Origin of the sequence: Xanthobacter aminoxidans (assembly GCF_043193615.1) — a bacterium.
In the GTDB taxonomy this organism is placed as follows: domain Bacteria; phylum Pseudomonadota; class Alphaproteobacteria; order Rhizobiales; family Xanthobacteraceae; genus Xanthobacter; species Xanthobacter aminoxidans.
The window spans coordinates 67,156-90,616 of record NZ_JBAFUS010000006.1; the positions used below are offsets into that span (position 1 = coordinate 67,156).

At 67.1% G+C, this 23,461-nt stretch carries 22 protein-coding genes; 2 read left to right on the forward strand and 20 right to left on the reverse strand.

Annotated features, from left to right (window positions below; translation table 11 throughout):
* Positions 1–70 precede the first annotated feature (70 nt).
* The 7 genes from V5F74_RS22595 to V5F74_RS22625 form a co-directional block, all read right to left on the reverse strand.
* A complete protein-coding gene (locus V5F74_RS22595; RefSeq protein ID WP_394010052.1) occupies positions 71–1,159 on the reverse strand; it encodes a TRAP transporter substrate-binding protein in 1,089 nt (362 codons plus the stop codon).
* Between the two features lie 49 nt (positions 1,160–1,208).
* Positions 1,209–3,098: a TRAP transporter large permease gene (locus tag V5F74_RS22600; RefSeq protein ID WP_394010053.1), complete on the reverse strand. Its 1,890-nt coding sequence runs from the start codon at positions 3,096–3,098 to the stop codon at positions 1,209–1,211.
* A gap of 58 nt (positions 3,099–3,156) precedes the next feature.
* Positions 3,157–3,765, reverse strand: coding sequence for a TRAP transporter small permease subunit (locus tag V5F74_RS22605; RefSeq protein ID WP_394010054.1), 609 nt, complete (start codon positions 3,763–3,765; stop codon positions 3,157–3,159).
* A 70-nt stretch (positions 3,766–3,835) separates the two neighbouring features.
* Complete coding sequence (maiA, locus tag V5F74_RS22610; RefSeq protein ID WP_394010055.1) at positions 3,836–4,471, reverse strand: maleylacetoacetate isomerase; 636 nt, start codon at positions 4,469–4,471, stop codon at positions 3,836–3,838.
* Between the two features lie 99 nt (positions 4,472–4,570).
* The gene (locus V5F74_RS22615; RefSeq protein ID WP_024276908.1) at positions 4,571–4,939 is read right to left on the reverse strand and encodes a hypothetical protein; all 369 of its coding nucleotides are present in this window, start codon (positions 4,937–4,939) and stop codon (positions 4,571–4,573) included.
* 401 nt (positions 4,940–5,340) lie between these two features.
* Positions 5,341–7,422, reverse strand: coding sequence for an ATP-binding protein (locus V5F74_RS22620; RefSeq protein ID WP_394010056.1), 2,082 nt, complete (start codon positions 7,420–7,422; stop codon positions 5,341–5,343).
* The gene (locus V5F74_RS22625) at positions 7,409–7,792 is read right to left on the reverse strand and encodes a response regulator (protein ID WP_024276906.1); all 384 of its coding nucleotides are present in this window, start codon (positions 7,790–7,792) and stop codon (positions 7,409–7,411) included. The genes V5F74_RS22620 and V5F74_RS22625 overlap by 14 nt, the downstream gene beginning before the upstream one ends.
* A 223-nt stretch (positions 7,793–8,015) precedes the next feature.
* Between V5F74_RS22625 and V5F74_RS22630 the strand changes: the two genes are divergently transcribed.
* Both V5F74_RS22630 and V5F74_RS22635 read left to right on the forward strand, forming a co-directional pair.
* A complete protein-coding gene (locus tag V5F74_RS22630; protein ID WP_394010057.1) occupies positions 8,016–9,311 on the forward strand; it encodes an EAL domain-containing response regulator in 1,296 nt (431 codons plus the stop codon).
* A 25-nt stretch (positions 9,312–9,336) separates the two neighbouring features.
* On the forward strand, positions 9,337–10,110 hold the full coding sequence (locus V5F74_RS22635) for a response regulator (protein WP_029876590.1): 774 nt from the start codon (positions 9,337–9,339) through the stop codon (positions 10,108–10,110).
* A 66-nt stretch (positions 10,111–10,176) separates the two neighbouring features.
* Here V5F74_RS22635 and V5F74_RS22640 read toward each other — a convergent pair whose 3' ends face one another.
* From V5F74_RS22640 to flhA, 13 genes are all read right to left on the reverse strand, one after another.
* Positions 10,177–11,853, reverse strand: a complete 1,677-nt coding sequence (locus V5F74_RS22640) for a methyl-accepting chemotaxis protein (RefSeq protein WP_394010058.1) — start codon at positions 11,851–11,853, stop codon at positions 10,177–10,179.
* 122 nt (positions 11,854–11,975) lie between these two features.
* A complete protein-coding gene (locus tag V5F74_RS22645; RefSeq protein ID WP_024276902.1) occupies positions 11,976–12,647 on the reverse strand; it encodes a response regulator transcription factor in 672 nt (223 codons plus the stop codon).
* Positions 12,648–12,970: 323 nt separating this feature from the next.
* Complete coding sequence (locus V5F74_RS22650; protein ID WP_038192745.1) at positions 12,971–13,816, reverse strand: CheR family methyltransferase; 846 nt, start codon at positions 13,814–13,816, stop codon at positions 12,971–12,973.
* Entirely contained in the window at positions 13,813–14,961 is a 1,149-nt protein-coding gene (locus V5F74_RS22655) for a protein-glutamate methylesterase/protein-glutamine glutaminase (protein WP_394010059.1), read from the reverse strand. Before V5F74_RS22655 ends, V5F74_RS22650 begins: the two co-directional genes overlap by 4 nt.
* Positions 14,961–15,338 carry a response regulator gene (locus V5F74_RS22660; protein WP_250165262.1) on the reverse strand — a complete coding sequence of 126 codons (378 nt, stop codon included), beginning with the start codon at positions 15,336–15,338 and terminating at the stop codon, positions 14,961–14,963. The genes V5F74_RS22655 and V5F74_RS22660 overlap by 1 nt, the downstream gene beginning before the upstream one ends.
* A complete protein-coding gene (locus V5F74_RS22665; protein WP_024276898.1) occupies positions 15,339–15,851 on the reverse strand; it encodes a chemotaxis protein CheW in 513 nt (170 codons plus the stop codon).
* On the reverse strand, positions 15,848–18,532 hold the full coding sequence (locus V5F74_RS22670; RefSeq protein WP_394010060.1) for a hybrid sensor histidine kinase/response regulator: 2,685 nt from the start codon (positions 18,530–18,532) through the stop codon (positions 15,848–15,850). The genes V5F74_RS22665 and V5F74_RS22670 overlap by 4 nt, the downstream gene beginning before the upstream one ends.
* A 72-nt stretch (positions 18,533–18,604) precedes the next feature.
* A complete protein-coding gene (locus tag V5F74_RS22675) occupies positions 18,605–19,162 on the reverse strand; it encodes a hypothetical protein (protein ID WP_394010061.1) in 558 nt (185 codons plus the stop codon).
* Positions 19,159–19,557, reverse strand: a complete 399-nt coding sequence (locus V5F74_RS22680; RefSeq protein ID WP_394010062.1) for a hypothetical protein — start codon at positions 19,555–19,557, stop codon at positions 19,159–19,161. The genes V5F74_RS22675 and V5F74_RS22680 overlap by 4 nt, the downstream gene beginning before the upstream one ends.
* Entirely contained in the window at positions 19,554–20,153 is a 600-nt protein-coding gene (locus V5F74_RS22685; protein ID WP_394010063.1) for a rod-binding protein, read from the reverse strand. Before V5F74_RS22685 ends, V5F74_RS22680 begins: the two co-directional genes overlap by 4 nt.
* Before the next feature lie 50 nt (positions 20,154–20,203).
* Positions 20,204–20,605 (reverse strand): hypothetical protein, encoded by a 402-nt coding sequence (locus V5F74_RS22690; protein ID WP_394010064.1) that lies wholly within the window; start codon positions 20,603–20,605, stop codon positions 20,204–20,206.
* Between the two features lie 2 nt (positions 20,606–20,607).
* Entirely contained in the window at positions 20,608–21,378 is a 771-nt protein-coding gene (fliR, locus tag V5F74_RS22695) for a flagellar biosynthetic protein FliR (protein ID WP_250165268.1), read from the reverse strand.
* Positions 21,375–23,456 (reverse strand): flagellar biosynthesis protein FlhA, encoded by a 2,082-nt coding sequence (gene flhA / locus V5F74_RS22700; protein ID WP_394010065.1) that lies wholly within the window; start codon positions 23,454–23,456, stop codon positions 21,375–21,377. The genes fliR and flhA overlap by 4 nt, the downstream gene beginning before the upstream one ends.
* Positions 23,457–23,461 lie beyond the last annotated feature (5 nt).

A 23,461-nucleotide genomic window follows, 5' to 3' on the forward strand; every position in this document is an offset into this window, starting at 1 on the left:
CCCCTCAATCTTGGGCTGGCGGGGCGGCAGAGGCCGCCGCCCCGCATCGTTCAAATCGCGAGGGTTCCGCTCACGGCCACTTGGGCGCGGAGAAGCGGAAGGTGTCGAGGCGGAAGTCTGCCACGCGCATCCAGGAATTGGACTCGTTCAGGAAGGTCTTCCACGGCTCGTAGATCTTCTTGAAATCGGGGTTCGAGGCGGCGAGTTCCGCGAAGGTCTCCAGCGTCGCCTTGTAGACGGCCTCCATCACGGGCTGCGGGAAGGCGCGCAGCTCGACGCCGGCGGCCAGCAGGCGACGCAGCGCCTCCGGGTTCTTGGTGTCGTAGTTCGCGAGCATCATCAGGTTCTGCTCGGTGGCGGCGGTCTCGAAGGCGGCCTTGAAGCCGGGCGGCAGCGCGTCCCAGGCTTCCTTGTTAGCCAGCGTGGTGATCTGGGCGCTGCCCTCCCACCAGCCCGGCGTGTAGTAATACTTGGCCACCTTGTTGAAGCCGAGCTTCTCGTCGTCATAGGGGCCGATCCACTCGGCCGCGTCGATGGTGCCGCGCTCCAGCGAGGGATAGATGTCGCCGGGCGCGATCTGCTGCGGCACCGCGCCGAGCTTGCTCAGGATGCGGCCGCCGAGGCCGGCGATGCGCATCTTCAGGCCCTGAAGATCCTCGACGGTCTTGATCTCCTTGCGATACCAGCCGCCCATCTGCACGCCGGTATTGCCACAGGGGAAGGAGACCATGTTCTCCTTGCCGAACAGCTCCTGGATCAGCGCCTTGCCGCCGCCGTAGTAATACCAGGCGTTCTGCTGGCGGGCATTGGTGCCGAAGGCGATGCCGCCGTCGAAGGCATAGGCCGGATTCTTGCCGGTGAAGAAGGAGGTGAGGGTGTGGGAGCACTCCACCGTCTTGTTCTTGGTGGCGTCGAACACCTGCGTCGCGCCGACGATTTCGCCGCCGGCAAACGGCATCACCTCGAACTTGCCTTCGGTCAGCTCGCCGATGCGCTGGCACATGGCGACGGCCGAGCCGTAGATGGTGTCGAGGCTCTTCGGCCAGCTGGTCGCCATGCGCCACTTCACCGTGGGCTGGCTCTGGGCGATGGCCGGCGCGGCCACCAGGGTGGCGGCGGAGCCGGCGGCGATGTTCGTCAGGAAAGTCCGTCTTTTCATTGTCATTCCCCTTATTTTTGACTGGTCGGCGTCTGTCGGCAAACGGGGGTCAGAGCCCGGCGCCGGGCTTCGGCAAATCGTCGAGGCCGGGCATGGCGGGCAGACCGAGGCCGCTCGCGGGGGCATCGAGGCTGTCGAGCTGGCGCTGGGCGGCGGCGGGGTCGGAGGTGGGGGCCGAGGACTTGTAGTGCATCACCATTCCGGGGAAGGCGGCGATGAGGGCCACCATCACCATCTGGATCACCACGAAGGGAATGGCGCCCCAGTAGATCTGCGCGGACGTCACCGGCTCCATGCGCTTGCCGGTGAGCCGATCGAGATAGGCCGTCTTCGGCGCCACCGAGCGCAGGTAGAACAGCGCGAAACCGAAGGGCGGGTGCATGAAGGAGGTCTGCATGTTCACCCCCAGCATCACGCCCAGCCAGATGAGGTCGATGCCGAGCTTGTCCGCCGCCGGCGCGAGCAGCGGCACCACGATGAACGCCAGCTCGAAGAAATCGAGGAAGAAGGCGAGCAGGAAGATCAGCAGGTTGATGAACAGCAGGAAGCCGATCTGCCCGCCCGGCAGGCCGGTGAGCAGATGCTCCACCCACACATGCCCGTTGATGCCGTAGAAGGTGAGCGAGAACACCCGCGCGCCGACCACGATGAAGATGGCGAAGGCGGAGAGCTTGGCCGTCGTCTGCGTCGCCTGTGTCAGGATGGAGAGGGAGAAGCGCGCCGGGTTCTTCTCCAGCCGGCGCTTCAGCGCCGCGAGCACCATGGCGCCCACGGCACCCATGGCGCCGCCTTCCGTGGGCGTCGCGACGCCGAGGAAGATGGTCCCGAGCACCAGGAAGATGAGCAGCAGCGGCGGCACCATCACGAAGGTGACGCGCTCGGCCATGCGCGAGACCAAAGGCATGCCGGTGAAGCGCTCGACGCCGCCGGCGATGAAGGCATAGAGCGCGCCGGCGGCGATGATGTCCGCCATGAGGCCGACCGTGGGATGCCCGCTCTCGCGCAGCAGCACATAGGCGCCGGCGAAGGCCGCCGTGAGGACGGCGGAGAGCACCAGCCGCCGCGCGCCGAGGAAGCGGTTGAGCAGGGCGGAGACGAGGGCCACCACCACCGCCGTGCAGATGGCGAGGATCGCGTAGTCCGCCCCCGCCTTGATGCCGGTGTCGCGCATCACCACCGTCGCCACGGCGGCGGAATAGGCGACCAGCACGCCGAGCTGCCACACGCCGCGCCCGCCGGACGGCTCGCAGCAGGTGAGCGCCTCGCGCGGCAGGCCGGGCGCCGACTTCGGCGACACGATCGTCACCACGAAGACGAACAACGCGTAGAGGCCGGAGAGGATGAGGCCGGGCAGGAAGGCGCCCTCATACATGTCGCCCACGGAGCGGCCGAGCTGGTCGGCCATCACGATCAGGACCAGCGAGGGCGGGATGATCTGCGCCAGCGTGCCGGAGGCGGCGATGACGCCGGCGGCGAGGCGCCGGTCGTAGCCGTAGCGCAGCATGATGGGCAGGGAGATGAGGCCCATGGAGATGACAGAGGCCGCCACCACGCCGGTGGTCGCGGCGAGCAGCGCGCCGACGAAGATCACCGCATAGGCAAGGCCCCCGCGCACCGTGCCGAACAATTGGCCGATGGTCTCCAGCAGATCTTCCGCCATGCCGGAGCGTTCCAGCACCAGCCCCATGAAGGTGAAGAAGGGGATGGCCAGCAGCACCTCGTTCGCCATGGTGCCGAACACCCGCTCCGGCAGCGCCTGAAGGAGCGGCCAGGACAAAGTAATCGCGTCCGGCGCGTAGGGTGAAAGCTCCACGGCGATGAAGAAGAACAGCAGCCCGTTGGCGGCCAGCGCGAAGGCGACGGGATAGCCCAGCAGCATGAACACGACGAGGGTCGCGAACATGATGGGGGCGAGGTTGTGGGCGATGAACTCGATCATCGGGCGAGACCTTCAGCGAAGCGGGCGTCAGTGCGGGGCGACGAGCAAAGAGGCGCCCTCATGGCCGCATGCCCCCTTCCGAGATCCGCGGGTCCACCTTGGCGAGTTCATGGAGGATGCGCTCCGCCTCGGCCTCGTGCAGGTCTGCCCCCGCCGCCTCGGCAAGGTCGCCGCGCATGATGGCGATGCGCTTGATGAGTTCGCTCACCCCTTGCAGCAGCAGCAGCGCGAAGCCCACGAGGATGAGCGCCTTGGCCGGCCACAGGATGAGCCCGCCCGCATTGGTGGAGGTCTCGCCGGACTTCAGCGAGTCGAACACGAACGGCACCGAGAGCCACACCATCAGGGTCGAAAACACCATCAGGAACAGGACGATGCATGCGATCTCGATGATGTTGGTCAACCGGCGGCTCAGCCGGGAGGCCACGATGTCGATGCGGATGTGCTCGTTGAGCTGGAGCGTCCACGGCGCGCAGAGCATAAAGACCGCGCCGAACAGGTACCATTGCAGTTCCAGCCAGGCGTTGGACGACACGCCGAACATCTTGCGGACCACCGCATTGGCGGCCGAAACGAGGATGGCGACGAAGATGGCCCAGCAGGCCACGCGGCCGACGAAAACATTGAGCGCGTCGATGGAACGCGAGAACGACAATAGAGCTTTCATGCCTCTACTCCCGGGGCAGGGGGACGTGAGTGGCGCGTAACTTTATAACTCGAAAAAGAACTATTCTAATCTAGGCGGCGTCCGCCTGATATTTGGGATGCGTGGACTCGAAGCAATCGAGGGCCATGCAGTTCTCGTAAATGCCCATCACCAGCGGATAGGGCGTCACGTCGCAATTGAAGCGCTGGGCGTTGAACACCTGCGGCACCAGGCAGATGTCCGCCATGCCGGGCACGTCCCCCAGCACGAACCTGCCGCCGAGGCCCCGCGTCGCAAGCGTCGCCTCGAGGCTCTGGAAGCCTTCGGCGATCCAGTGGGCATACCAGGCATTGCGCGCAGCCTCGTCATGGCCGAGGCGATCGAGATGCTTGAGCACCCGCACATTGTTCAGCGGGTGGATGTCGCAGCAGATGGCCTGGCTGAAGGCGCGCACATAGGCCCGCTCGATGGGGTCTTTCGGCAGAAGCGCCGGCTCGGGCCGCGTCTCCTCCAGATATTCCATGATGGCGAGCGACTGGGTGAGCACCAGCGCGCCATCCACGAGGGCGGGGACAAGGCCTTGCGGATTGAGGCGCACGAAGGCGTCGGCCTTGTGCTCCATCTTCGGCAGGCTGATGGCACGCGGCGTCGCGGAGAGCCCCTTGAAGGCCAGCGCGATGCGCACCCTGTAGGAGGCGGACGACCGGAAGAAACCGTAGAGTTCCATTTGCGCACTCTGGAAGTTTTGTTTTTTCTTCACACGCATGGAACGGCGATGGCTTTGCCATCGCCGGAGACCGGGCGGCGAGGCGCCGCCCGTAAAACGTCAGCCGGCGGCCTTGGCGAGAATCTCGTCGGGCGTCGAAGACACGACCTTGGCGTAGCGCGGCACGAACTTGCCGCCAACGATATGGCGGATGAAGGAGGGCTTGATCTCCTCGGCCAGGATCTTGCGGATCTTGGCGTGCTCCTCGATGTCCTTCCACTCGGCGATCAGATAGAAGCGCAGTGGATTTTCTTCATCGCGAAGCAGAACGCCGTCCTTCACCTGCGCCCACGACTTGTGCATGGGATTTCCATCCGAATAGTCGAAGTCCTCGAACTCGCGGATGAACTCCTCCTCCACGCCGGGATTGATGGTGAAGTCGTAGATGTGGAGGTAGTTGCCCTTGGTGGCGAGCGGCTCCTGAGCCATTCCTGTCTCCCTATCGTTCCCTGGAGACGACGCACCCGATCGCAACACGACCTGACGGCGCTTGCTCCTGTGGCGCCCGCCTGCGGCGGACTCCATTAATAGGAGTACACTGATTATTTCGGCCGTCAATGCGCCACGTCAGAATTCCTGCAGAATGGCGCTGATGTGAGCTTATTGCCGGGAAATCGCGCAGATTGCTGCCGCTTTGGTGGTCGGAGGAAATGCATAAATGAGGTGATACTGATTAATTCCGCCCATTTCGATGGTGCAGCGCAGCGCACGGCAAAGCCGCGTCGGGACGGCCGGATCTGCGCGCAGCACCTTCGCGGGGCGGATGGAATGAGCGGCAGTGCCGCGGTGCGGAATGCCCCCCGACGGCCGAGGCGGCCGCGCGCAGGGCCTCAGACCGCCTGCGCCGCCGGCTTCTCCTCGAGCGCGGGAAGCTCGATGGTGAAGACCGCGCCGCCCTCCCCGTTCTCGACGGAGAGCGCGCCGCCATGGTCGCGGATGATGCCGAAGCTCACGGACAGGCCGAGCCCCGTGCCCTTGCCGGGCGGCTTGGTGGTGAAGAAGGGCTGGAAGATGCGCTCCCGCACCTCGTCGGGGATGCCGCCGCCATTGTCTTCCACGCGGATGCGCAGCACGCGGCCCGTCTTGCCGGGCTCGGAGCCGACACTGAGCTGGATGAGGCCGGGGAAGTCCTCGCCGGTGCGGGTGCGACGCTCGACGATGGCGTCGCGGGCATTCTGGATCAGGTTGATGATGACCTGTTCCAGCTGGTCCTGCCGGCACAGCACCTGCGGGATGTCCGACCCCTGCGCGGTCCGGACCTCGACATTGTCGAGGCGCAGATGCGCCCCCACCACCTGCAATGCGCCCTCCACCGCATCGAGCGGCCCGGAAGGCTGGAGGTGCTCGTCGCTCTTGCGGCCGAAGATGCGCATGTGGTCGATGATCCGGCTCATGCGGACGGTCTGCTGCACGATGCGGTCGAGCTTGGAGACGAGGTGCTCCGGCGGCAGCCCCATCTTCATGCCGGTGAGCGCGTTGGACGCGGCAAGGCGGATGACGCCGAGGGGCTGGTTGATCTCGTGGGCAAGGCCGGTCGCCACCTCGCCCAGCGAGGCGAGCTTGGACATCTGGTAGAGCTTGTTCTCCTCCATCCGCCGCTGGGTCTGGTCGACCGCGACGACCACCACCTCCTGGCCACCGGAACCGCCCCTGTCCATGCCCTGCAGGGGTGCGACGACGATCTCCGCCTCCAGGTCGGTCCCGCCATCGGAGAGGTGCTCGGTGATGTGGCGGGGTTCCTTGATGTCGTCGACGAGGTTGCGGAAGCGTCGGCTGCCCAGATAGTTGCGCATGAGGCATCCGAGCGCGCCGTCGGGCGGCGAGCCGATCTCGGTGGCGCCGTCCGGCGTGACATGCATCACCGAGACACCGGGCACCCGGCTGATGGCATCGAGCACATTGGCTTCGCGCAGGCGGGCGAGCGCCTGCACCTCCTGCGCCTCCAGCCGCTTCTGCAGGTTGAGGTAGCTGCCGCCCACTGCGACCATCACCAGGAGGGCGATGGACAGGCCGGCCGCCGTGCTCCAGATCGCCGCCTTGAAGTCCGCCGTCTGGCCGCGGACAAAATCGGTTGAATAGGCGACGGAGACGAGGATCGGATACTTGCCGGATCGCACGGTGTAGCCAACCCGTTCCACGCCGTCGATGGTGCTCGCCTGGTGATAGGTTCCGCCACCATTCTGCATGGCGGCGATGAAGGCTGCGGATTTGGAGATGTCGTCGCCGAAGCTGGTCTTGCTGGTGGCACGGGCGCGGGCGACGCCGTCGGTGCCCATCAGGGCAATCAGCTCGCCCTCCTCGGTGCGCAGCTGCTTGTAGAAGTCGATGAAGTCGCTGATGGCATAGGAGGCGACCACCACGCCGGCGAACTGGCCCTGGGCGTCGCTCAGCGGCCGGGTGAGCTGGATGGTCCATTTCTTGGAGACGCGGCCGAGCACCGGCTTGCTGATGAAGAGCTGCCCCTTCGCCGGGTCCTTGCCCATGTGCACGCGGATATGCTCGCGATCGGAGAGATCCACCTTCTCCGGCCCGGGCGGCGCCAGGCTGGTGGCGACCATGACCCCGTTCTTGTCCGTGACGGCGAGCTGGACCAGCGAGGCGGGGACGTTGAAATCCTTCAGCTGCTCGTAGATCTGGTAGGGAGCGGCGGTGGTGTCGTGGCCGCTGGCGAAGTTCTGCAGCAGGGCGTCGATGGGCTCCACCGCCTGCTCGAAGCTGCGCATCAGCAGCGTCGCCATGCGGTGCGCCGAGATCTCCGCCTTTTCCATCTCGGCCTGGCTGTGCAGCTGGAACAGCACCAGCGCCGCGACGAGCGGAATGACGCCGACGAGGAAAACGAGCCCCCCCAGCATCAGCGTGACGCGGTTGAAGCCCCGGCCGTCCAGGCGTGAGGGGGCGTCAGTTGCGGGCATCGGCGACACCTCCAAGCTCGACCAGGGCCTCGCACAGGGCATCGAAGGCCAGCGGCTTCGGGAAGCAGCGCAGCACGCCGACCTCCCGGGCCCGCGCCATGTCGGCCTCGGCGGCATGGCCCGTCATCATCAGAAAGCGCAGATCGCGGGTGGGGAATCGCCCGAGCATCGTTTCCACCAGGGCGACACCATCCATGTCCGGCATCCGCATGTCGGTGAGCACCACGCGGATATCGGGATCGCGGGAGAGCACATCGAGCGCATCCACGCCACGCCCCACGGAGCAGGTCGACAGGCCGCGAAAGCCAAGCGCCTCGACCAGTTCGTCGAGATATTCCGGTTCGTCATCGACAATGAGAACGTGATTCATCTGCCGTCGGACCTATTCGGACGGTATCAATTGGCGGCTATCGGTGCTGCGCCGCACTCCACGCTTGGCCTGACTTTTCGTCAAGGCCAACTCATTCCGTTTTGGAGCGAAATCCGGATCAGTTGCCGCCTTGCAATGTGACAACCGGAGTGAAATATAAAAGACAAGAGCGGAACGCCTTGGGCAATCTAAAAGATTCGGGCGCCGTGAAAAGAGGTGCTCCATGTCGGCGGAACGCGATCCGGTCAATCATCGTGCCGGACGCGCAAATCTTCGGCGGATTCTCATCCTCGACGATGACGACGCTTTCCGGGAAGACTTAGCGGAATACCTCACATTCGCCGGCCACCAAGTGGATCATACCTCCCAACCGGAGACTTTGACCCCCGCCCGCATGTGCCAGATCGACCTGCTCCTGCTCGATCTAAACATGCCGGGAATCGATGGCGTGGACGTGCTGCGCAATCTCTGTCGCTGCGTGCTGAGCCCTCAAGTGGTCCTCATCAGCGGAAGTGACGTAGATGTGATTGCGGCCGCCGCTGAGGCCGGGCGCATGAGCAACATCCGCATCCTTGGCACGCTGCGCAAGCCGTTCGATCCCGAAGATCTGCTGACTCTCATCGGTGGTGAAGCGGCCCAAGAGTTGGATCGCGCTGCCCCTGGCGGTGCGCCGTCTGAGGCGCAGGTGATCGCCTCCGTGGAAGCTTCTCTCGCAGCCGACACCGTGCCAGTGATGTTCCAGCCCAAGTGCCACCCGGACCACCGCACCTTCGCGGGAGCCGAGGCGCTGCTCGGCGACGTGTGGCCCGGCCTTGGCCGGATCTCGCCGTCTGCCGTGATCGCGGCCGCAACAGTCAATCCCGATCTGATGCGGCGCCTCACGCTTCGCGTGGTCGAGACCGCCGCGCGGGGGGCCGCGGCGTGGCAGGCGGCCGGCCTTCGCGGCCCGGTCAGCATCAACATGCCGCTCGACGTACTCACCGAGCGCCAAGCGTCCAATCTGCTCGCCACCACGGTCCGCAATGCCGGCCTCACCCCCGCGGACGTCATCCTGGAACTGACGGAAGACGCGCTTTACGGCTCCTCCAGCGAGGCCCTGATGGCGCTCGCGCAGATGCGTATGGCGGGATTTGGCATCGCCCTGGACGACGTGGGGCAGCGGCAGAGCGGCCTGCTCCAGCTGGCCCGCCTGCCCATCACCGAGCTGAAGGTCGACCGCGCACTGATCGTGCAGTCCCGCGGCACGGAGAAGTCGCGTAGCATCCTTGAGGCGCTGATCCAGCTCGGCCATCGCCTCGGCCTCAAGGTGGTAGCCGAAGGCATTGAGACCGAAGAGGATTTGTCACGGGTCAAGGCGATGGGGGCCGATCTGGTCCAAGGTTTTTTGATATCGCGCAAACTTGCCCTTGCCGAACTGATTGCGATGTTCAAGGAATGGAACAAACCGGACACCACAACCGGGGACGTCAAGGTCGAGGAAGCCAAACGCGAGGACGCCAAGCCAGATAATGCGCAATGACAGCCCCAAGCATGGCCCAGGCGAAATGGCCGAGCCGCAGGTGCTTCTGGTCGATGACGATCCCGACGTGCTGGAAGAGCTGCACGACGGCCTCTCGATGCTCGGCATTCCCTCGCTCACCGCGACCACAGCCGTGGAAGCGCTGGACCTCGTGCAGCGCAACGATCCCCTGAAGGTGATCGTCACCGATCTGCAGATGCCGCGCATCGACGGCATCGAGCTGCTGCAGAAGCTCTCGGTGCGGCGCCGCAAGCATCCCATGGCCGCCATCGTCATCACCGGCCATGCCTCCCTCGATCGCGCCGTGGGCGCGCTGCGCCTCCAGGCGGTGGACTTCCTCCAGAAGCCGCTCGCCGCCGAGGAGGTGGCCCATGCCATCCAGCGCGCGCTGGCCATCGTCGAGGACGAGGCGCTGGCGGCGAACGGCGAGGACGATCCACCCGCCACCATCGCCCGGCCCAATTACATGAAGGCGCTCGTCGCCGCCCGCGCCGACCGCGACGCCATCTTCCAGGCCGGCCTGTTCTCCGATCCCGCGTGGGAGATGATGCTCGACCTCGCGGTGGCGGAGGCGAGCGCCCGCCCCATCTCCGTCACCAGCCTGTGCATCGCCTCCGGCGCGCCCACCACCACGGCGCTGCGCCGCATCGACGATCTGGAAACGGCGGAGCTGGTGAAGCGCGTGCCGGACGGCCGCGACCGGCGGCGCATCCTGGTGGTGCTGACAGAGCAGGGCCGCGGCCGCATGGAGGCCTTCGTGCGGCGCCAGGCCGACCGCTTCGGCATCAAGCTCGACTGAACGTCATTCCGCAAATGAAAAGGGCCGGTGTCTCCCGACACCGGCCCTTGTTTTGTGCGGCGCGGATCAGGCGGCGCGGAGGGTGGAGACGAAGCTCGTCACCTCGCGCTGGAGATCCTGGGACTGCTCGGAGAGGGCCGAGGAGAGGCTCATGAGCTGGGTCGCGGCGGAGCCGGTCATGCCGGCGGCCTGGCCGACACCACTCATGTTGTTCGTCACCTGCGTGGCGCCCTGCGCCGCGCGATGGGTGTTGGCGGCGATCTCGCTGGTGGCGGCCCGCTGCTCCTCCACCGCACCGGCGATGATGGCGGTAAGGTCGCGCACATTGTTGATGGTGGTCACGATGCTCTGGATCGAGGTCACCGTGGCGGAGGTGGCGTGCTGGATCTCGCCGATCTTCATGGAAATCTCGTCGGTGGCCTTCGCCGTCTGGGCGGCGAGTTCCTTCACCTCGGAGGCGACAACCGCGAAGCCACGGCCCGCATCACCCGCCCGAGCCGCCTCGATGGTGGCGTTGAGGGCGAGGAGGTTGGTCTGCTCGGCGATCTCCTTGATGAGGTTCAGCACCTGCCCGATGGACTGGGCCGCCTCGGAGAGCTGGCGGATGTTCTCGTTGGTGCGCTCGGCTTCCTCGGCCGCCGAGCGGGCGATGACCGCCGAGTTCGACACCTGGTCGCTCATCTCGCGGATGGAGGCGGACAGCTCCTCGGCCGAAGCGGCGACCGTCTGCACGTTGTCCGAGGCCCCCTCGGCGGCAAGCGTCACCGACTGCGCCTGGCGGGACGTCTCCTCCGCCGTGGCGGAGAGATTGCGGGCGGCGTCCGCCACCTCGCCGGACGAGCCGGAGAAGCGCTCCGCGAGGGCCCCCATGCGGCTCTGGAAGGAATTGGCGATGGAGACACGCTCGGCGACGAGCTGCTGCGCCATCTCCTCTTCCTTGCGCTTCTGCTCGGCGCGCAGGTTCTCGGTCTCGACGAGGCCGTCGCGGAACACCTCGAGGGTGCGGGCGATGTCGCCGATCTCGTTCTTGGTCTCGCGGTTCGGCACCTCGGTCTCGAGGGCGCCGCCGGCGATCTTGCCCATGGCGTCGGTGACGCGGTTGAGCGGGCGGGTGATGCCGATGACGATGAAGGCGACGGCGGCAAGGCCGAGCACGATCTGCACGCCGATCGAGACGAGAAGGACGAAGCGCGCCTCATTGTAATCCGCGACGGATGCAGCAGCGGCGGCCTCGGCGGACCGGTCGTTGAGATCAACGTTCTTGTCGAGGCCCGTTATGACCGAATCGAACAATGCAAGGGTCTTGCTCGCCAGATCGACAGCCTCCTCCGTCATACCCGACTGGTGCTTGCCGAGGAATTCCGACTGAGCCTGCGTGTAGTCAGCCCAGTGCACCATCACCGAGTTCCAGAGATTGCGCTCCTCCTGGCTGGAAATAAGCTTCTCATACTCCGTCATCGCCTTCCCGTTTTCGGCGAGGAGGCGTGTCATGCGCGCCTGGAGGGCCGCGCTTTCCTTGGGGTCTGTCACAAGGAGGATGCGCAGGGCCGCAACGCGAATTCGGGTCATCGTATACTTGACTTCGCCCACGGCGCGCACGCTCGGGAGCCAGTTGGTGGTGATTTCCGTCGTATTGTCGTTGAGGTGGCTGAGCTTGGTGAGGGCCAGAACCCCCTGTCCGGCCGCCAGAGCGACCAGGACAAGATAGAGGCCGATCAATGTACTCTTGACGGTCAGACGCATGTTTGTCTCCCCATTTTCGGGTTGTCTCGAACTTGTCTCGGATTTGAAAGACAAAGATCCGTCCCGTCCTAGCCAATCAAGCTTGGTTGTAGCTTGCAATTCTGCGGGACTCTTTCGCCCGCTCAGCCGACGTACTGGTAGCCGAGATAGCGGCGGGCATCGATGACGTCGCGGCCGAGCTTCAGGCGCAGCTTCTTGCGCAGCTTGCTCATGTGGCCCTCGACCACGCTCTCGTCCACGTCCTCGTTGAAGATGCCATAGATGGTGTTGAAGATCTGGGTCTTGGTGACCCGGCGCTTCGAGTTCTTCACGAGATATTCGAGGATGTGCCGCTCGCGGCGCGGCAGGGCCAGCGGCTCGCCGTCGACTTCCGGGTCGCGGCCATCGAAGAACACGCGCAGGCGCTCGTCGAGCGGCATCTGGATGTCACCCGAGCGCACCCGCCGCCACACCGCATCGGCGCGGGCCACGATCTCGCGCACATGGACAGGCTTGCGCACCACGTCGTCGATGCCGGCGGTGAAGAGTTCCAGTGTCTGGGTGAGGGACTTCACGTCCTCCAGCGCGATGATGGGCGCCTTGCTGTGCGAGCGGATGAGGTCGGGATAAGTGATCCGCGCCTCGGACTCCCCGATCAGGAAGCTTTCGACCGCGCCGAGATCCTGGTCCGAGGTGGTCTCGATCCAGTCCCGGAACTCGTTACCCGAGAAGCTCTGCGAAGAAAAACCTTCGCGAGAGAACGCCGACACATAACTTTCCGCAACAGACGCACGCTCATCAACGACCACGTACATGATACCCTCCATCATGTCACAGCATTTCCGCGCAGTCGGCGTCGATGTCTTACTGACTTATTGACGATCCGAACGACACAAAATCCCTATGACGCGGCGGGGGAGCGAGCAATCTGAAGAGAAACGGGTTTGGGAGCGAATTCATTGCCAAATCGGAGTAGCCGCGGGATTTCCGGCCCCGGAAACGCCGAAGCCGGCGGCGGATGCTGGATCCGCGGCGCCGGCTTCGGATTGATCGACCCCTCTTGCTCCGGATTGGCTCCGATCCGGAATGATCCCTCAGCCGCCCGGCGCAAGCTCCGGGTCGCGGGGTCTGGTCCCTGCTACCGCCGGGCGGCGACGATGGTCGCCGGCGCGCGGGTGTGGACGTAGGTGCCGCGGTGGTCCGGCAGCGGGCGGAAGGCATCGCAGATGCCGATGGCCGTCTCCGCCCCGCCGAGCTGGAGGAAGCCGTCGGGCGCGAGCTGGCGCGACATGCGCGCGAGGATGTCGGCCTTGGTGGGCACGTCGAAATAGATCAGCACATTCCGGCACATGATGAGATCGAAGGTGCCGAGCCCGCCGAAGGGGTCGAGCAGGTTGAACTTGCGATACTCGATCATGGCTTTCAGCTGCGGGACGACCTCCCACCAGTCGCCCGACTTCACGAAATACTTGAGCAGTTGCTGCACCGAGAGCCCGCGCTGCACCTCGAACTGGTTGTAGCGCCCGGCCCGCGCCCGCTCCAGAACCTCGCTCGAGATGTCCGTGCCGATGATCTGCACCCGCCGCCCGCCTGTGAGTTCCGGCTTCTCGGCCAGCATCATGGCGATGGAATAGGGTTCCTGCCCCGTCGAGGCGGCGGCGCACCAGATGCGCAGCGTGTGCGTCTTCAGCCGCGCCGCGCACAGGGCCGGCAGGAGCGAGCGGGCCATGTCCTCGAACGGCACCTTGTCGCGGAAGAACAAGGACTCGTTCGTGGTCATCGCCTCCACCACCGCTTCCGCGATGATGGGCGCCTCGTTGCTCTTCAGGATCTCCGCCAGCCGCGCGAAATCGGGAATCGCGAAGCGGTTGAGCAGCGGGATGAGGCGGCTTTCCAGGAGATAGTGCTTGTCGTCGGTGAGGATGAGCCCCGATCTCTCTTTCAGGAACCGGGCGAAGAAGTCGTAGTCCGCGGGGCGGATCATCCGCGCCTCCTGGCAAGCATGGCGATGACCTTGGGACCGATGGCCTGGAGGGGGAGCACCTCGCTGGCGTTGCCTGCGCTGGCGGTGGCGCCGGGCATGCCCCACACCACGCTTGTCTCCTCGTCCTGCACGATGACGCTGCCACCCGCATCGGCGATGATGCCGGCCCCGCGCGCCCCGTCACTGCCCATGCCAGTGAGCACGAGGGCCAACGCGTTGCGGCGGTAGATCTGCGCCACGGTGTCGAACATGGGGTCCACCGCCGGCTTGCAGAAATTCACCGCCGGCCCGTCGGACAGGCGGATGACGGTGCGCGCCCCGTCGCGCTCCAGCAGCATGTGCTTGCCGCCGGGGGCGATATAGATGCGCCCGGCGCACAGCGCCTCGCCATCCTGCCCCTCCGCCGCCTGCCGCCCCGCGGCGCGGGTGACGTGCTCGGCGAGGAGCGCGGTGAAGGTCGGCGGCATGTGCTGGGTGATGACCACCGGGATGCGGTCGATATAGGGCCCGAGCACTGCGAACAGGCGGGTCAGCGCCTGTGGCCCCCCGGTGGAGCTGCCCACCGCGATGAGCGAGACATCGGACACGGAATAGGGTCGCAAGCGGATCGGCCCCCTCGGCTGGCTGGGCAATGCCGCCGCCTGCGGCTGGGTGGAGGGCGGCGGCAGGGCGGCCGCACGGCCGGCTTGCCGCAGCACCTTCAGGCCGAGGCTGCGGACCTTCTCCATCAGCTCGCGCTTGAAGTCGTCGGTGGCAAACGTGCCCTTGGTGGCGTCGGGCTTCGGCAGATAGTCGGCGGCGCCCAGCGTGAGCGCCTTGAGGCTGACCTCGGCGCCACGGCGGGAGAGGGCCGAGGCCACGATGACAGTGGTGTTCCGCCTTTGCCGCAGGATCAGCGGCAGGGCGGTGAGCCCGTCCATCTCCGGCATCTCAAGGTCGAGGATGACCACGTCGGGCTGCACCCGGTCGAGATCGGCCAGCGCCGCCTTCCCGTTGGAGAAGGTGCCGACAAGCTCGAAGGCGGGGTCTTCCGAGAGCCAGCGCGAGACGATGCCGCGCACGAACACGCTGTCGTCCACCACCATCACGCGGATTCGGGCATCCGCGCCCGGCGCGGACGCGGCTGGGGCTGGGGATTGGGGCATCAGTCCACCCTGTCCAGGAGGCCGACGGCCTCGAGCTTCTCGCGCAGGATTTCGGAATCGAAGGGCTTCATGATGTATTCGTCGGCCCCCAGCGAGACGGCGCGGGCGATATGCTCCATGTCGTTCTTGGCGGTGCAGAAGATGACCTTCGGCGTGCGCCCGGCTTCGCTCGACCTGAGCTGTTCGAGCACGGCGAGGCCGTCCGTCACCGGCATGGACCAGTCGAGCAGGATGGCGTCCGGCATGGCGCGGGCGCACATCTCCAGCGCCGGGGCGCCGTCTGCCGCCTCCTCCACGCAGAAGCCGAGATCTTCGAGGATGCCGCGGGCAACCTTGCGGACGACGCTGGAGTCGTCCACCACGAGACAGGTCTTCATTCAAAGCTCCGCGCGTTTGCCGGCATCCTGGCGGGCGACGGCCGAGCCGGCCCGATCGAGCACCAGGTCCACGTTGAGGATCAGCATCAGGTCGCCGGAGAGGCGATGGACGCCGGCGGCCACCTGCGCCCAGCGCGGGTCGAGGTTGGCCGGGTTGGCTTCGCGGCGGGCCGCATCGAGGGACAGCACCTCGCCCACCTCGTCGATGATGAGGCCGAAGGCCTCGCCGTGGTGCTCGATGCCCACCGCCATGGGCGCGCCCTCGGCGTCCGGCAGCGACAGCAGGCGCCGCATGGCCACCATGGTGACGATGCGTCCCCGCAGGTTCAGCACGCCGGCGATCTCGCCGGGGGCGAGCGGCACGCGGGTGATGGATTCCGGCACGAACACCTCGTGCACCAGCGCGATGGGCAGGCCGAACAGCTGCGGCCCGATGCGCACCGTCACGTACTGGACCACATCGTGCGCGGCGGCTTCGGCCGTATCCTTCGTGAGTGGCGTGTGGGCGTTCATGCGGCAATTCCCTGTCGGCCGGTGAATTCCTTCAGCGCGGCGATGAGGCCGGAGCGGTCGAACTTGGCGACGCAATCTGTGAAGCCGACGGCGCGGCCCCGCTCCAGCGCATCGCGGTCCTGCGCGGTGGCGAGCGCGATGATCGGCACCTCGCGGATGCGCGGGTCGCCACGCACGGCGGCGGCGAGGGCGAAGCCGTCCATGTCGGGCAGGTCCACGTCGCTGACGATGGCGTCGAAGCCGTCCTCCGTGCCGAGCCGCGCCAGCGCCTCGCCGCCGGAGGCGCAGGCAGTGACCTCGTAGCCGTTGCCATTGAGCATGGGCGCCAAGAGGTCGCGGTGGAACGGGCTCTCGTCCACCAGGAGCAGGCGCGGCCGCTCGGACGAACGGACCAGGTGGCGGAAGCGCTCGCCGAAGGCCACCTGCACGTAGAAGGCGACGTCGAGAATCTCGGTGGCCTGGCCCGACAGCACCGCCGCGCCGAGCACCTCCGGCATGTTGGAGGGCGACAGCTCCAGGTCAAGCTCGGCCTCCACGATGTCGACGATCTCGTCCACCACGAGGCCCATGACGCGCCCGCCATCGGCGAACACCAGCATGGGCTGGGTGCCGGCAGCCACGCGCTGGACCTCCTCGTTGGCGTAGAGCACCGGGATCAGCGCGCCGCGATACTGCAGCACCGGGTAGCCGTTGACGCGCTCGATGCGCGCCACCTCCAGCTCCTCGATGCGGGTGACGAGGCCGAGCGGCACCGCCTTGAGATCGCGCGAGCCTGCGCGGAACAGCAGCAGGGACGAGCGCTTCTGGCTGGCGCGCGCCTGCCGGCCGGCGCCGTGATGGCTGGTCTCTTCCGCGGCGCCGCCGCGCGCCGCCGCATGCTGGGCAAGGCCAGCGGGATCGAGGATCATGATGACCCGCCCGTCGCCGAGGATGGTGCTGCCCGACACCATGGGCAGCTGGCGCAGGGCCGAGGCCATGGGCTTCACCACGATTTCCTCGGTGTGGGACACCGCCTCCACCACCACGCCGAACGTCTGGTGGCCCACCTTCATCACCACGATGAGCGCCCGTTCCCACAGCGCCTCGTCGCGCCCGTCGCGCTCCGGCGAAAGGCCGAGCAGGGCGCCGAGGCTGACGATGGGCAGGAGGCGATCGCGCAGGCCGAGCACGGGCGAGTTGTTCAGCCAGGTGATCTCATGGTCCGAGCCCGCCTGCACCCGCACCAGTTCCTCCACCGCGCTCTGCGGCAGGGCGAAGCGCTCCCCGGCCGCACGCACGATGAGGGCGGGAACGATGGCGAGCGTCAGCGGGATCTTGATGACGAAGGTGGAGCCCTCGCCCTGCCGCGAGCGCACATCGACGGTGCCGCCGATGGATTCGAGGTTGGAGCGCACCACGTCCATGCCGACGCCCCGGCCGGAGACGTTTGTCACCTTCTGCGCGGTGGAAAGGCCGGCGTGGAAAATGAAGCGAAACACCTGGGAGTCCGGCATCTTCGCCAGCTCGGCCTCGGTGGCGAGGCCGTTCTCCAGCGCCTTCTGCTTGATGCGCGCGACGTCGAGGCCGCGGCCATCGTCGGAAATCTCGACGATGACATGACCGCCCTCGTGATAGGCAGAGAGGCGGATGAGGCCGCGCTCGGACTTGCCCGCGGCGCGGCGCTGCTCGGGCATCTCGAGGCCGTGGTCGGCGGAGTTGCGGACCATGTGGGTGAGCGGGTCCTTGATCTGGTCCAGCACCTGCCGGTCCAGCTCGGTGTCGGCGCCCACCTGCTCCAGCTCGATCTGCTTGCCCAGCTCCTGCGCGAGGTCACGCACGATGCGCGGCAGCTTCTGCCAGGCGTTGCCGATGGGCTGCATGCGCGTGCGCATCACCGCCTCCTGCAGCTCGCCCGTGACGTTGGACAGGCGCTGCAGGGAGACCTTGTATTCCGGCTCGTCGTGGCGACGGGCGATCTCCATCAGCTGGTTGCGGGTCAGCACCAGCTCGGAGACCATGGTCATCAGCTGTTCCAGCACCCCCACATGGACGCGGATGGACTGGGCGGCGACGCCATGGGCCTCGCCCGCCTGAGCCGCACCATGGACGGCCTCCGCGTCGGCCTTGGGCATAGCCGGCGCCGGCTTGGGCGGGGCGGCCTTGGCGACAATCGGGGCGGCGGGCGGGGGCGTGATGGGGTCCACCTTGGTCTCGCGGAAGATGCGATCCAGCTCGTCCAGCGGCAGTTCGCCGGGCAGCAGCGGGCGTTCCAGCGTCTGCGCCGGCTGGGGCGGTGGCGCCGGTGGCGGCGTTGCGGGGGCGTCCACGGCCTCCGCCATGGCTTCGAGGAGGGAGATGAGGTCGCGGTCCTCACCCTCGGGCTCGGAGCCCTCGGTCTCCTCCACATGCTGGAGCAGGAGCTTGATGCGATCGATCGTGGACAGCACCAGCCCCACCGCATCGGTGGTCACGGGCCGGCCCTCGCGGAAGCGGTCCATCAGCGTCTCGGCGGCGTGCGCGAGGGAAGCGAGGCGCGGCAGGCCGATGAAGCCGCAGGTGCCCTTGATGGTGTGCACCAGGCGGAAGATGTTGTTGAGAATCTGCGCGTTGTTCGGGTCCTGCTCGAACTTCACGAGCTCCACGTCGGCGACGTCGAGGCTCTCGCTGGTCTCGGTCAGGAACTCGCGCAAGAGATCATCCATGATCCTGGCTCCGGGGCGATGCGGCGGGGCCGCGGCTGAGGTGGGAAAGGGCGAGGGGGAAGGCACGCATGTTCAGTGCCCGCCCTTCGGCTTGGCGTCGGCCTTGGCACCGTCATCGCCGTGGCCGCCGGATTTGCCGGCCGGCTTCTCGCCCGAGGAACTCGCGACATTGACGCCGACGCCGGTGCGCATATCGGTCTTGTCGATATAGTTGAGGGAATCCACGAGCACCTCGCGGACGACCTCGCCGTTGAGATACGTATTCGTGCTCGTCTTGATGCGGCCGAGCATCTCGGGAAGATTGTACTTGGTGATCTTGCCGCTCTCGATGCGGCCGTTGACATAGATCTCGCTGAAGGCGGCGTTCACCGCGAACACCGTGGGCTCCATGGGCAGCTTGCGCAGCTCGCCCGCGTCGGCGGTGATGACGAACTTCGCCAGCACGTAGCCCTGCAGCTTGCCGTCCACGATCATGGGCACGGTGATGGCCGGCAGGCGGCGATATTCGAGGCCGGCGAGATAGGGTTCCTCGCTCTTGCGCGGCGCACCGGCCGCATACCAGGCGGCGGCATAGCTGGAGCCGAGCCCCACGAGGCAGGCCCACACGCCGATGATGACGAAGCGGATCATGCCCCCGCCCCCGCTCGCGCGGCCTGCGCGGAGTGCGCCGAATAGGTGCCGTCCGACTCCGCCTCGGCCAGCGCCCGGTCGAGGATGGCGCCCACCTCGCGCGCGGCGGCGATGCGCAGGGCGATGACATACTGGTTGCGGTCGAGCTTCGCCTTCAGCCGCGCGAGCCGCCCGGCTGTGGCGGCATCGAGCTGGTCCGGAAGACCACGGGCGACCCGGCTCAGTTCCAGCAAGGCGCGGCTCTTGCGCCGGTTGATCTCCACGAGATCGAGGGCGCCGCGCTCCTCGAAGGCGGCATTCTCCATATCGATGGTCTCTTCCAGCCGGTCGAGGGCGCTGATGAGGGCGACGACCGCCGGCGGGCGGGCGGCATTCAGCTCGCTGTCGAAGCTCATGCCGCCCCTCCCTTCGCCCTGGCGAAGACGGCGGAGGATTCGCCGAGGCGCGCGGCAAGGCCGATGCCGCCGGCGCGGGCGGCCTCCTCGCCCACCTTCTGGGTGAGCAGCGATTTCCAGGTATCTCCGGCCGTGCCGGCGCCGAACATGGAGGATTTCGAGGTGGCGCCCTTGGTGGGCATCATGGTGTCGAGGAACTGGGAGAGCACCATGGCCTCGAACTTCTGGAGCGAGGCGGCGCCAGGGGTCGCGGACTTCTGCGTTCCAGCCAGCGGCGCGGCGCCCGTGGCGCCCCCCGCGTGGTGGGGACCAAGGGCATGGGCGTTCTTCAGCCCCGTGAGGCTGGCGCCGGAGAAGGCGACGCCGGGCGGGATCAGCGCCGCCGCGGCGGCTGCCGCATCCTTGTCGCCTCGGGCCGCCAGTTTTTCAGTCCGCGCAACGGCTTTCGCCTCTGCCACCGTGTCCAGCTCGGTGCGGAACGCGCCATCGGGCGCGGGGGTCAGCGCCTGAAGCTTGCCCATCACCTGCCGCGCGCGGGCGGCATCGGCGGCCTGCATCACGTCGAAGACGAGGTCGGTCGGCGGTGAGATGCCCATGGTGCGGCTTCCATCGAGAACGGTTCGGACGCCACCCTGCCCCGCCATGCTTATGCGAGGCTTGCACGCCCGCTGGAGACGAGGCTCGCCTCGGCGATGGCGTCGGTGGCGGTGCGCTCTTCCTCGGCGCGGGCGAGGCGTCCGGTCCCTTCGGCATGGCGCTCGGCGCGCTTCAGGGTGAAGCTCTCGGCCTTCACCTGATCGGCGGCGGCCACCTCGGCGGCGTGCGCCTGCTGGCGGGCGAGGGCGACGCGCTCCAGCCGCCGCGCCACGTTCTCCAGCATCAGCGGGGCGAAGCGGCCATCGTCGAGGGCGGCCATGAGGTCCGCCGTCTCGCCATCGAGCCTCACCCTCTCGCGCACCGCCTGCCCATGGCGGGTCTCGGCGGCGCGCTTCAACTGGCGCTGCACGGCAACGAGGCGCTCGGCCTTCCTGTGGCGCTCCTTCTCCATGCTCAGCCCGCCTTCAGCCATTGGGAGAAGGCGACGAGAAAGGCCGAGAGCAGCGGCTCCACGCTCACATAGAGCAGCAGCAGCCCGCCGGCGGTGACGAAGGGCGTCGCCACGAAATAGACCGGGATCTGCGGCGTGAACTTGTTGATGAGTCCCACGGCGAAATTCACCATCACCGAATAGAGGATGAACGGCCCGCAGAGCCGCACGGCCACCAGAAACACCGCCGACATCTGGTCCACGAGGTCCACCAGCGCCGGCCGCACGGCGAGGAGGCTGCCCGGCGGCACGCGGGCGAAGCTGTCCACCAGCCCCTTCACCAGCTCCAGATGCAAATCGGCGACGAAGATGAGGGCCGTGGCGGAGAAGACGATGAGGGTGGCGAGGATGGGCAGCTGCTCGTCCTCCTCCACCGACGCGCCCGGCATGGGAGAGACGCCCACCGCCTGGGCGATGAAGCTGGTGGCGAACTGAAGCGCCGTCACATAGAGCCGCGCCAGAAGGCCAATGAGCAGGCCGGTCAGAAGCTCCCCGGCGATCATGAACACGAAATCGCCGGAGCCCGCCGTCCGAACCTTCGGCGCCACCTGATCCAGCACCAGCGGCAGGAAGGCGAAGGAGAGGGCGAGCGCCAGGAACACCCTGACGCGCATGGGAATATGCCGGCCGCCGATGCCCGGCATCAGCATCAGCGCGCCGCCCACCCGGCAGAAGACGAGGAAAGCGGCGAGCACCGCCTCGCGGGCGAGGAGGCTCACGGCGCCGGAAGTCACGAGATGGCACCCAGCGCCTTGATCTCCACCCCGCGGGCGATCTCCACATGGGAGAGCACGGGCAGCGAGGGGAACATGCGCTCCACGATCATCCGCACATAGGGCCGCGCATCCGGCGCGGTGACGAGCACGAAGGGCGCCCCCGCCTTCATGCGCTCGCGCACGGCGGTGGCCGCCTCGGTGCCGAACTGCTCCACGAGGCGCGGATCGATGTCGAACTCGATTACCTCGCCCTTGGCGTCGCGCTTGAGGCTCTGGTGGAAGGCGAGATCCCAGCGGCTGCCGAGGCGCAGCACGTTCAGCACGCCGCCCTCGGCGAGATCACCGCAGATCTGCTGCGCCATGCGCATGCGCACATGCTCCGCCACCTGCTCAGAGCGGCGCGCGTGGGGCACGATCTCCGCCACGGCCTCCAAGATGAGATGCAGGTTGCGGATGGAGACGCGCTCCGCCAGCAACAGCTTCAGCACGGCCTGAAGGCCGGAATAGGAGATCTGCGCCGGGCAGATGTCTTCCACGAGGCGCTTGTATTCGGGATCGAGCCGGTCGATCAGCGACCGCATGCTCTTGTAGGAGAGAAGCTGCGGCAAATTGTTGGCGATGGCCTCGGAGAGGTGGGTGAGGATGACGGTGAGGTTGTCCACCGGCGCGAAGCCCTCGCGCTTCACCTCGGTGGCGTAGGCCTCGGGAATCCACATGGCCTTCATGCCGAAGGCCGGCTCGCGCGCCTCGTCGCCGGGCACGTCCGGCGGCGGCCCGTCGCCCACCACGACCAGCAACTCGCCGATGCGCATCTCCTGCGCCGCCAGCACCGTGCCGTGCATCTTGATCTGGTAGCCCTTGGGCGGCGCGGCGAGGCTCTCCGTCATGCGGATGTCCGGCACCACGAAGCCATAGCGGAGGGCGAACTTGCGCCGCATCTTGCCGAGCCGGTTGCCGAGCTCCGAGGGCGTGCGCAGCACCTGTGTCGCCAGCTGCTTGCCGACGCACACCTCGATCTCGGCGGTCTTCAGCTGCTCCTTGACGGACTCGCGCGCCTCGCGGTCCGCCTGCTGCTTCGCCTCGGCGTCGCGCGCGTCGGCGTCCGCCTTCTGTTTCGCGAGCTGACGCGGCACCGACCAGCCGACAAAGGCCATCATGCCACCGATGAGCGCGAAGGGCAGGAACGGCAGGCCCGGCACGAGAGCCAGGGCGAAGAGGAGGCCAGCGGCCACGAACAGCGCGCGGGGATAGGCGCCGAGCTGGCCCAGCACCGCCTTTTCCGCCCGCCCCCGCGTGCCACCCTTGGAGACGAGGAGGCCGGCCGAAAGCGAAACAATGAGGGCCGGGATCTGCGAGACGAGGCCGTCGCCCACGGACAGGCGGGTGAAGATGTCTGCGGCGTCCGCGATGGGCATCTTGTGCCGGGTGACGCCGATGATGATGCCGCCGAAGATGTTCACCGCGATGGTGATGAGGCTCGCCACCGCCTCGCCGCGCACGAACTTGGAGGCGCCGTCCATGGAGCCGAAGAAGGCGCTTTCCTCCTCCAGCTCGGCGCGGCGGCGCTGGGCCTGCTTGTCGTCGATGAGGCCGGCGTTCAGGTCCGCATCGATCGCCATCTGCTTGCCGGGGATGGCGTCCAGCGTGAAGCGCGCGCCGACCTCCGCGATGCGGGTGGCGCCCTTGGTGATGACGAGGAAATTCACCGTCACCAGGATCAGGAACACCACGATGCCGATGACGAAATCGCCGCTCATCACGAGCTGCGAGAAGCCGTGGATGATGTGGCCCGCCGCGTTCACGCCGTCCGAGCCGTGGGCGAGGATGAGGCGCGTCGTCGCCACCCCGAGGCCGAGGCGCAGCAGCGTCGCGATGAGGAGGACGGTGGGAAAGGCGGAGAATTCGAGCGGCTTGTCGATCCACAGCGCCACCATCAGGATCAGCACCGACAGCGCAATGGAGAGCGCGAGGCCGATGTCGATGAGCGCCGGCGGGATGGGCAGGAAGAGGATGGCGAGGATCCCCACCATGCCCATGGCGAAGCCGATGTCGCGGCGCGAGCCCTGCGCCGGATCGCGCACCGTGATGTCGGACATGGATC

Coding starts and splice junctions, on each gene's coding strand:
- V5F74_RS22640 (WP_394010058.1), bottom strand. CDS start 11,853: ATGCGTCTGACCGTCAAGAGTACATTGATCGGCCTCTATCTTGTCCTG.
- V5F74_RS22595 (WP_394010052.1), bottom strand. CDS start 1,159: ATGAAAAGACGGACTTTCCTGACGAACATCGCCGCCGGCTCCGCCGCC.
- V5F74_RS22655 (WP_394010059.1), bottom strand. CDS start 14,961: ATGCCCCAATCCCCAGCCCCAGCCGCGTCCGCGCCGGGCGCGGATGCC.
- V5F74_RS22690 (WP_394010064.1), bottom strand. CDS start 20,605: ATGGAGAAGGAGCGCCACAGGAAGGCCGAGCGCCTCGTTGCCGTGCAG.
- V5F74_RS22650 (WP_038192745.1), bottom strand. CDS start 13,816: ATGATCCGCCCCGCGGACTACGACTTCTTCGCCCGGTTCCTGAAAGAG.
- V5F74_RS22615 (WP_024276908.1), bottom strand. CDS start 4,939: ATGGCTCAGGAGCCGCTCGCCACCAAGGGCAACTACCTCCACATCTAC.
- maiA (WP_394010055.1), bottom strand. CDS start 4,471: ATGGAACTCTACGGTTTCTTCCGGTCGTCCGCCTCCTACAGGGTGCGC.
- V5F74_RS22635 (WP_029876590.1), top strand. CDS start 9,337: ATGGCCGAGCCGCAGGTGCTTCTGGTCGATGACGATCCCGACGTGCTG.
- flhA (WP_394010065.1), bottom strand. CDS start 23,456: ATGTCCGACATCACGGTGCGCGATCCGGCGCAGGGCTCGCGCCGCGAC.
- V5F74_RS22665 (WP_024276898.1), bottom strand. CDS start 15,851: ATGAACGCCCACACGCCACTCACGAAGGATACGGCCGAAGCCGCCGCG.
- V5F74_RS22675 (WP_394010061.1), bottom strand. CDS start 19,162: ATGATCCGCTTCGTCATCATCGGCGTGTGGGCCTGCCTCGTGGGGCTC.
- V5F74_RS22670 (WP_394010060.1), bottom strand. CDS start 18,532: ATGGATGATCTCTTGCGCGAGTTCCTGACCGAGACCAGCGAGAGCCTC.
- V5F74_RS22600 (WP_394010053.1), bottom strand. CDS start 3,098: ATGATCGAGTTCATCGCCCACAACCTCGCCCCCATCATGTTCGCGACC.
- V5F74_RS22645 (WP_024276902.1), bottom strand. CDS start 12,647: ATGTACGTGGTCGTTGATGAGCGTGCGTCTGTTGCGGAAAGTTATGTG.
- V5F74_RS22625 (WP_024276906.1), bottom strand. CDS start 7,792: ATGAATCACGTTCTCATTGTCGATGACGAACCGGAATATCTCGACGAA.
- V5F74_RS22680 (WP_394010062.1), bottom strand. CDS start 19,557: ATGAGCTTCGACAGCGAGCTGAATGCCGCCCGCCCGCCGGCGGTCGTC.
- V5F74_RS22685 (WP_394010063.1), bottom strand. CDS start 20,153: ATGGGCATCTCACCGCCGACCGACCTCGTCTTCGACGTGATGCAGGCC.
- V5F74_RS22630 (WP_394010057.1), top strand. CDS start 8,016: ATGTCGGCGGAACGCGATCCGGTCAATCATCGTGCCGGACGCGCAAAT.
- V5F74_RS22620 (WP_394010056.1), bottom strand. CDS start 7,422: ATGCCCGCAACTGACGCCCCCTCACGCCTGGACGGCCGGGGCTTCAAC.
- V5F74_RS22660 (WP_250165262.1), bottom strand. CDS start 15,338: ATGAAGACCTGTCTCGTGGTGGACGACTCCAGCGTCGTCCGCAAGGTT.
- V5F74_RS22605 (WP_394010054.1), bottom strand. CDS start 3,765: ATGAAAGCTCTATTGTCGTTCTCGCGTTCCATCGACGCGCTCAATGTT.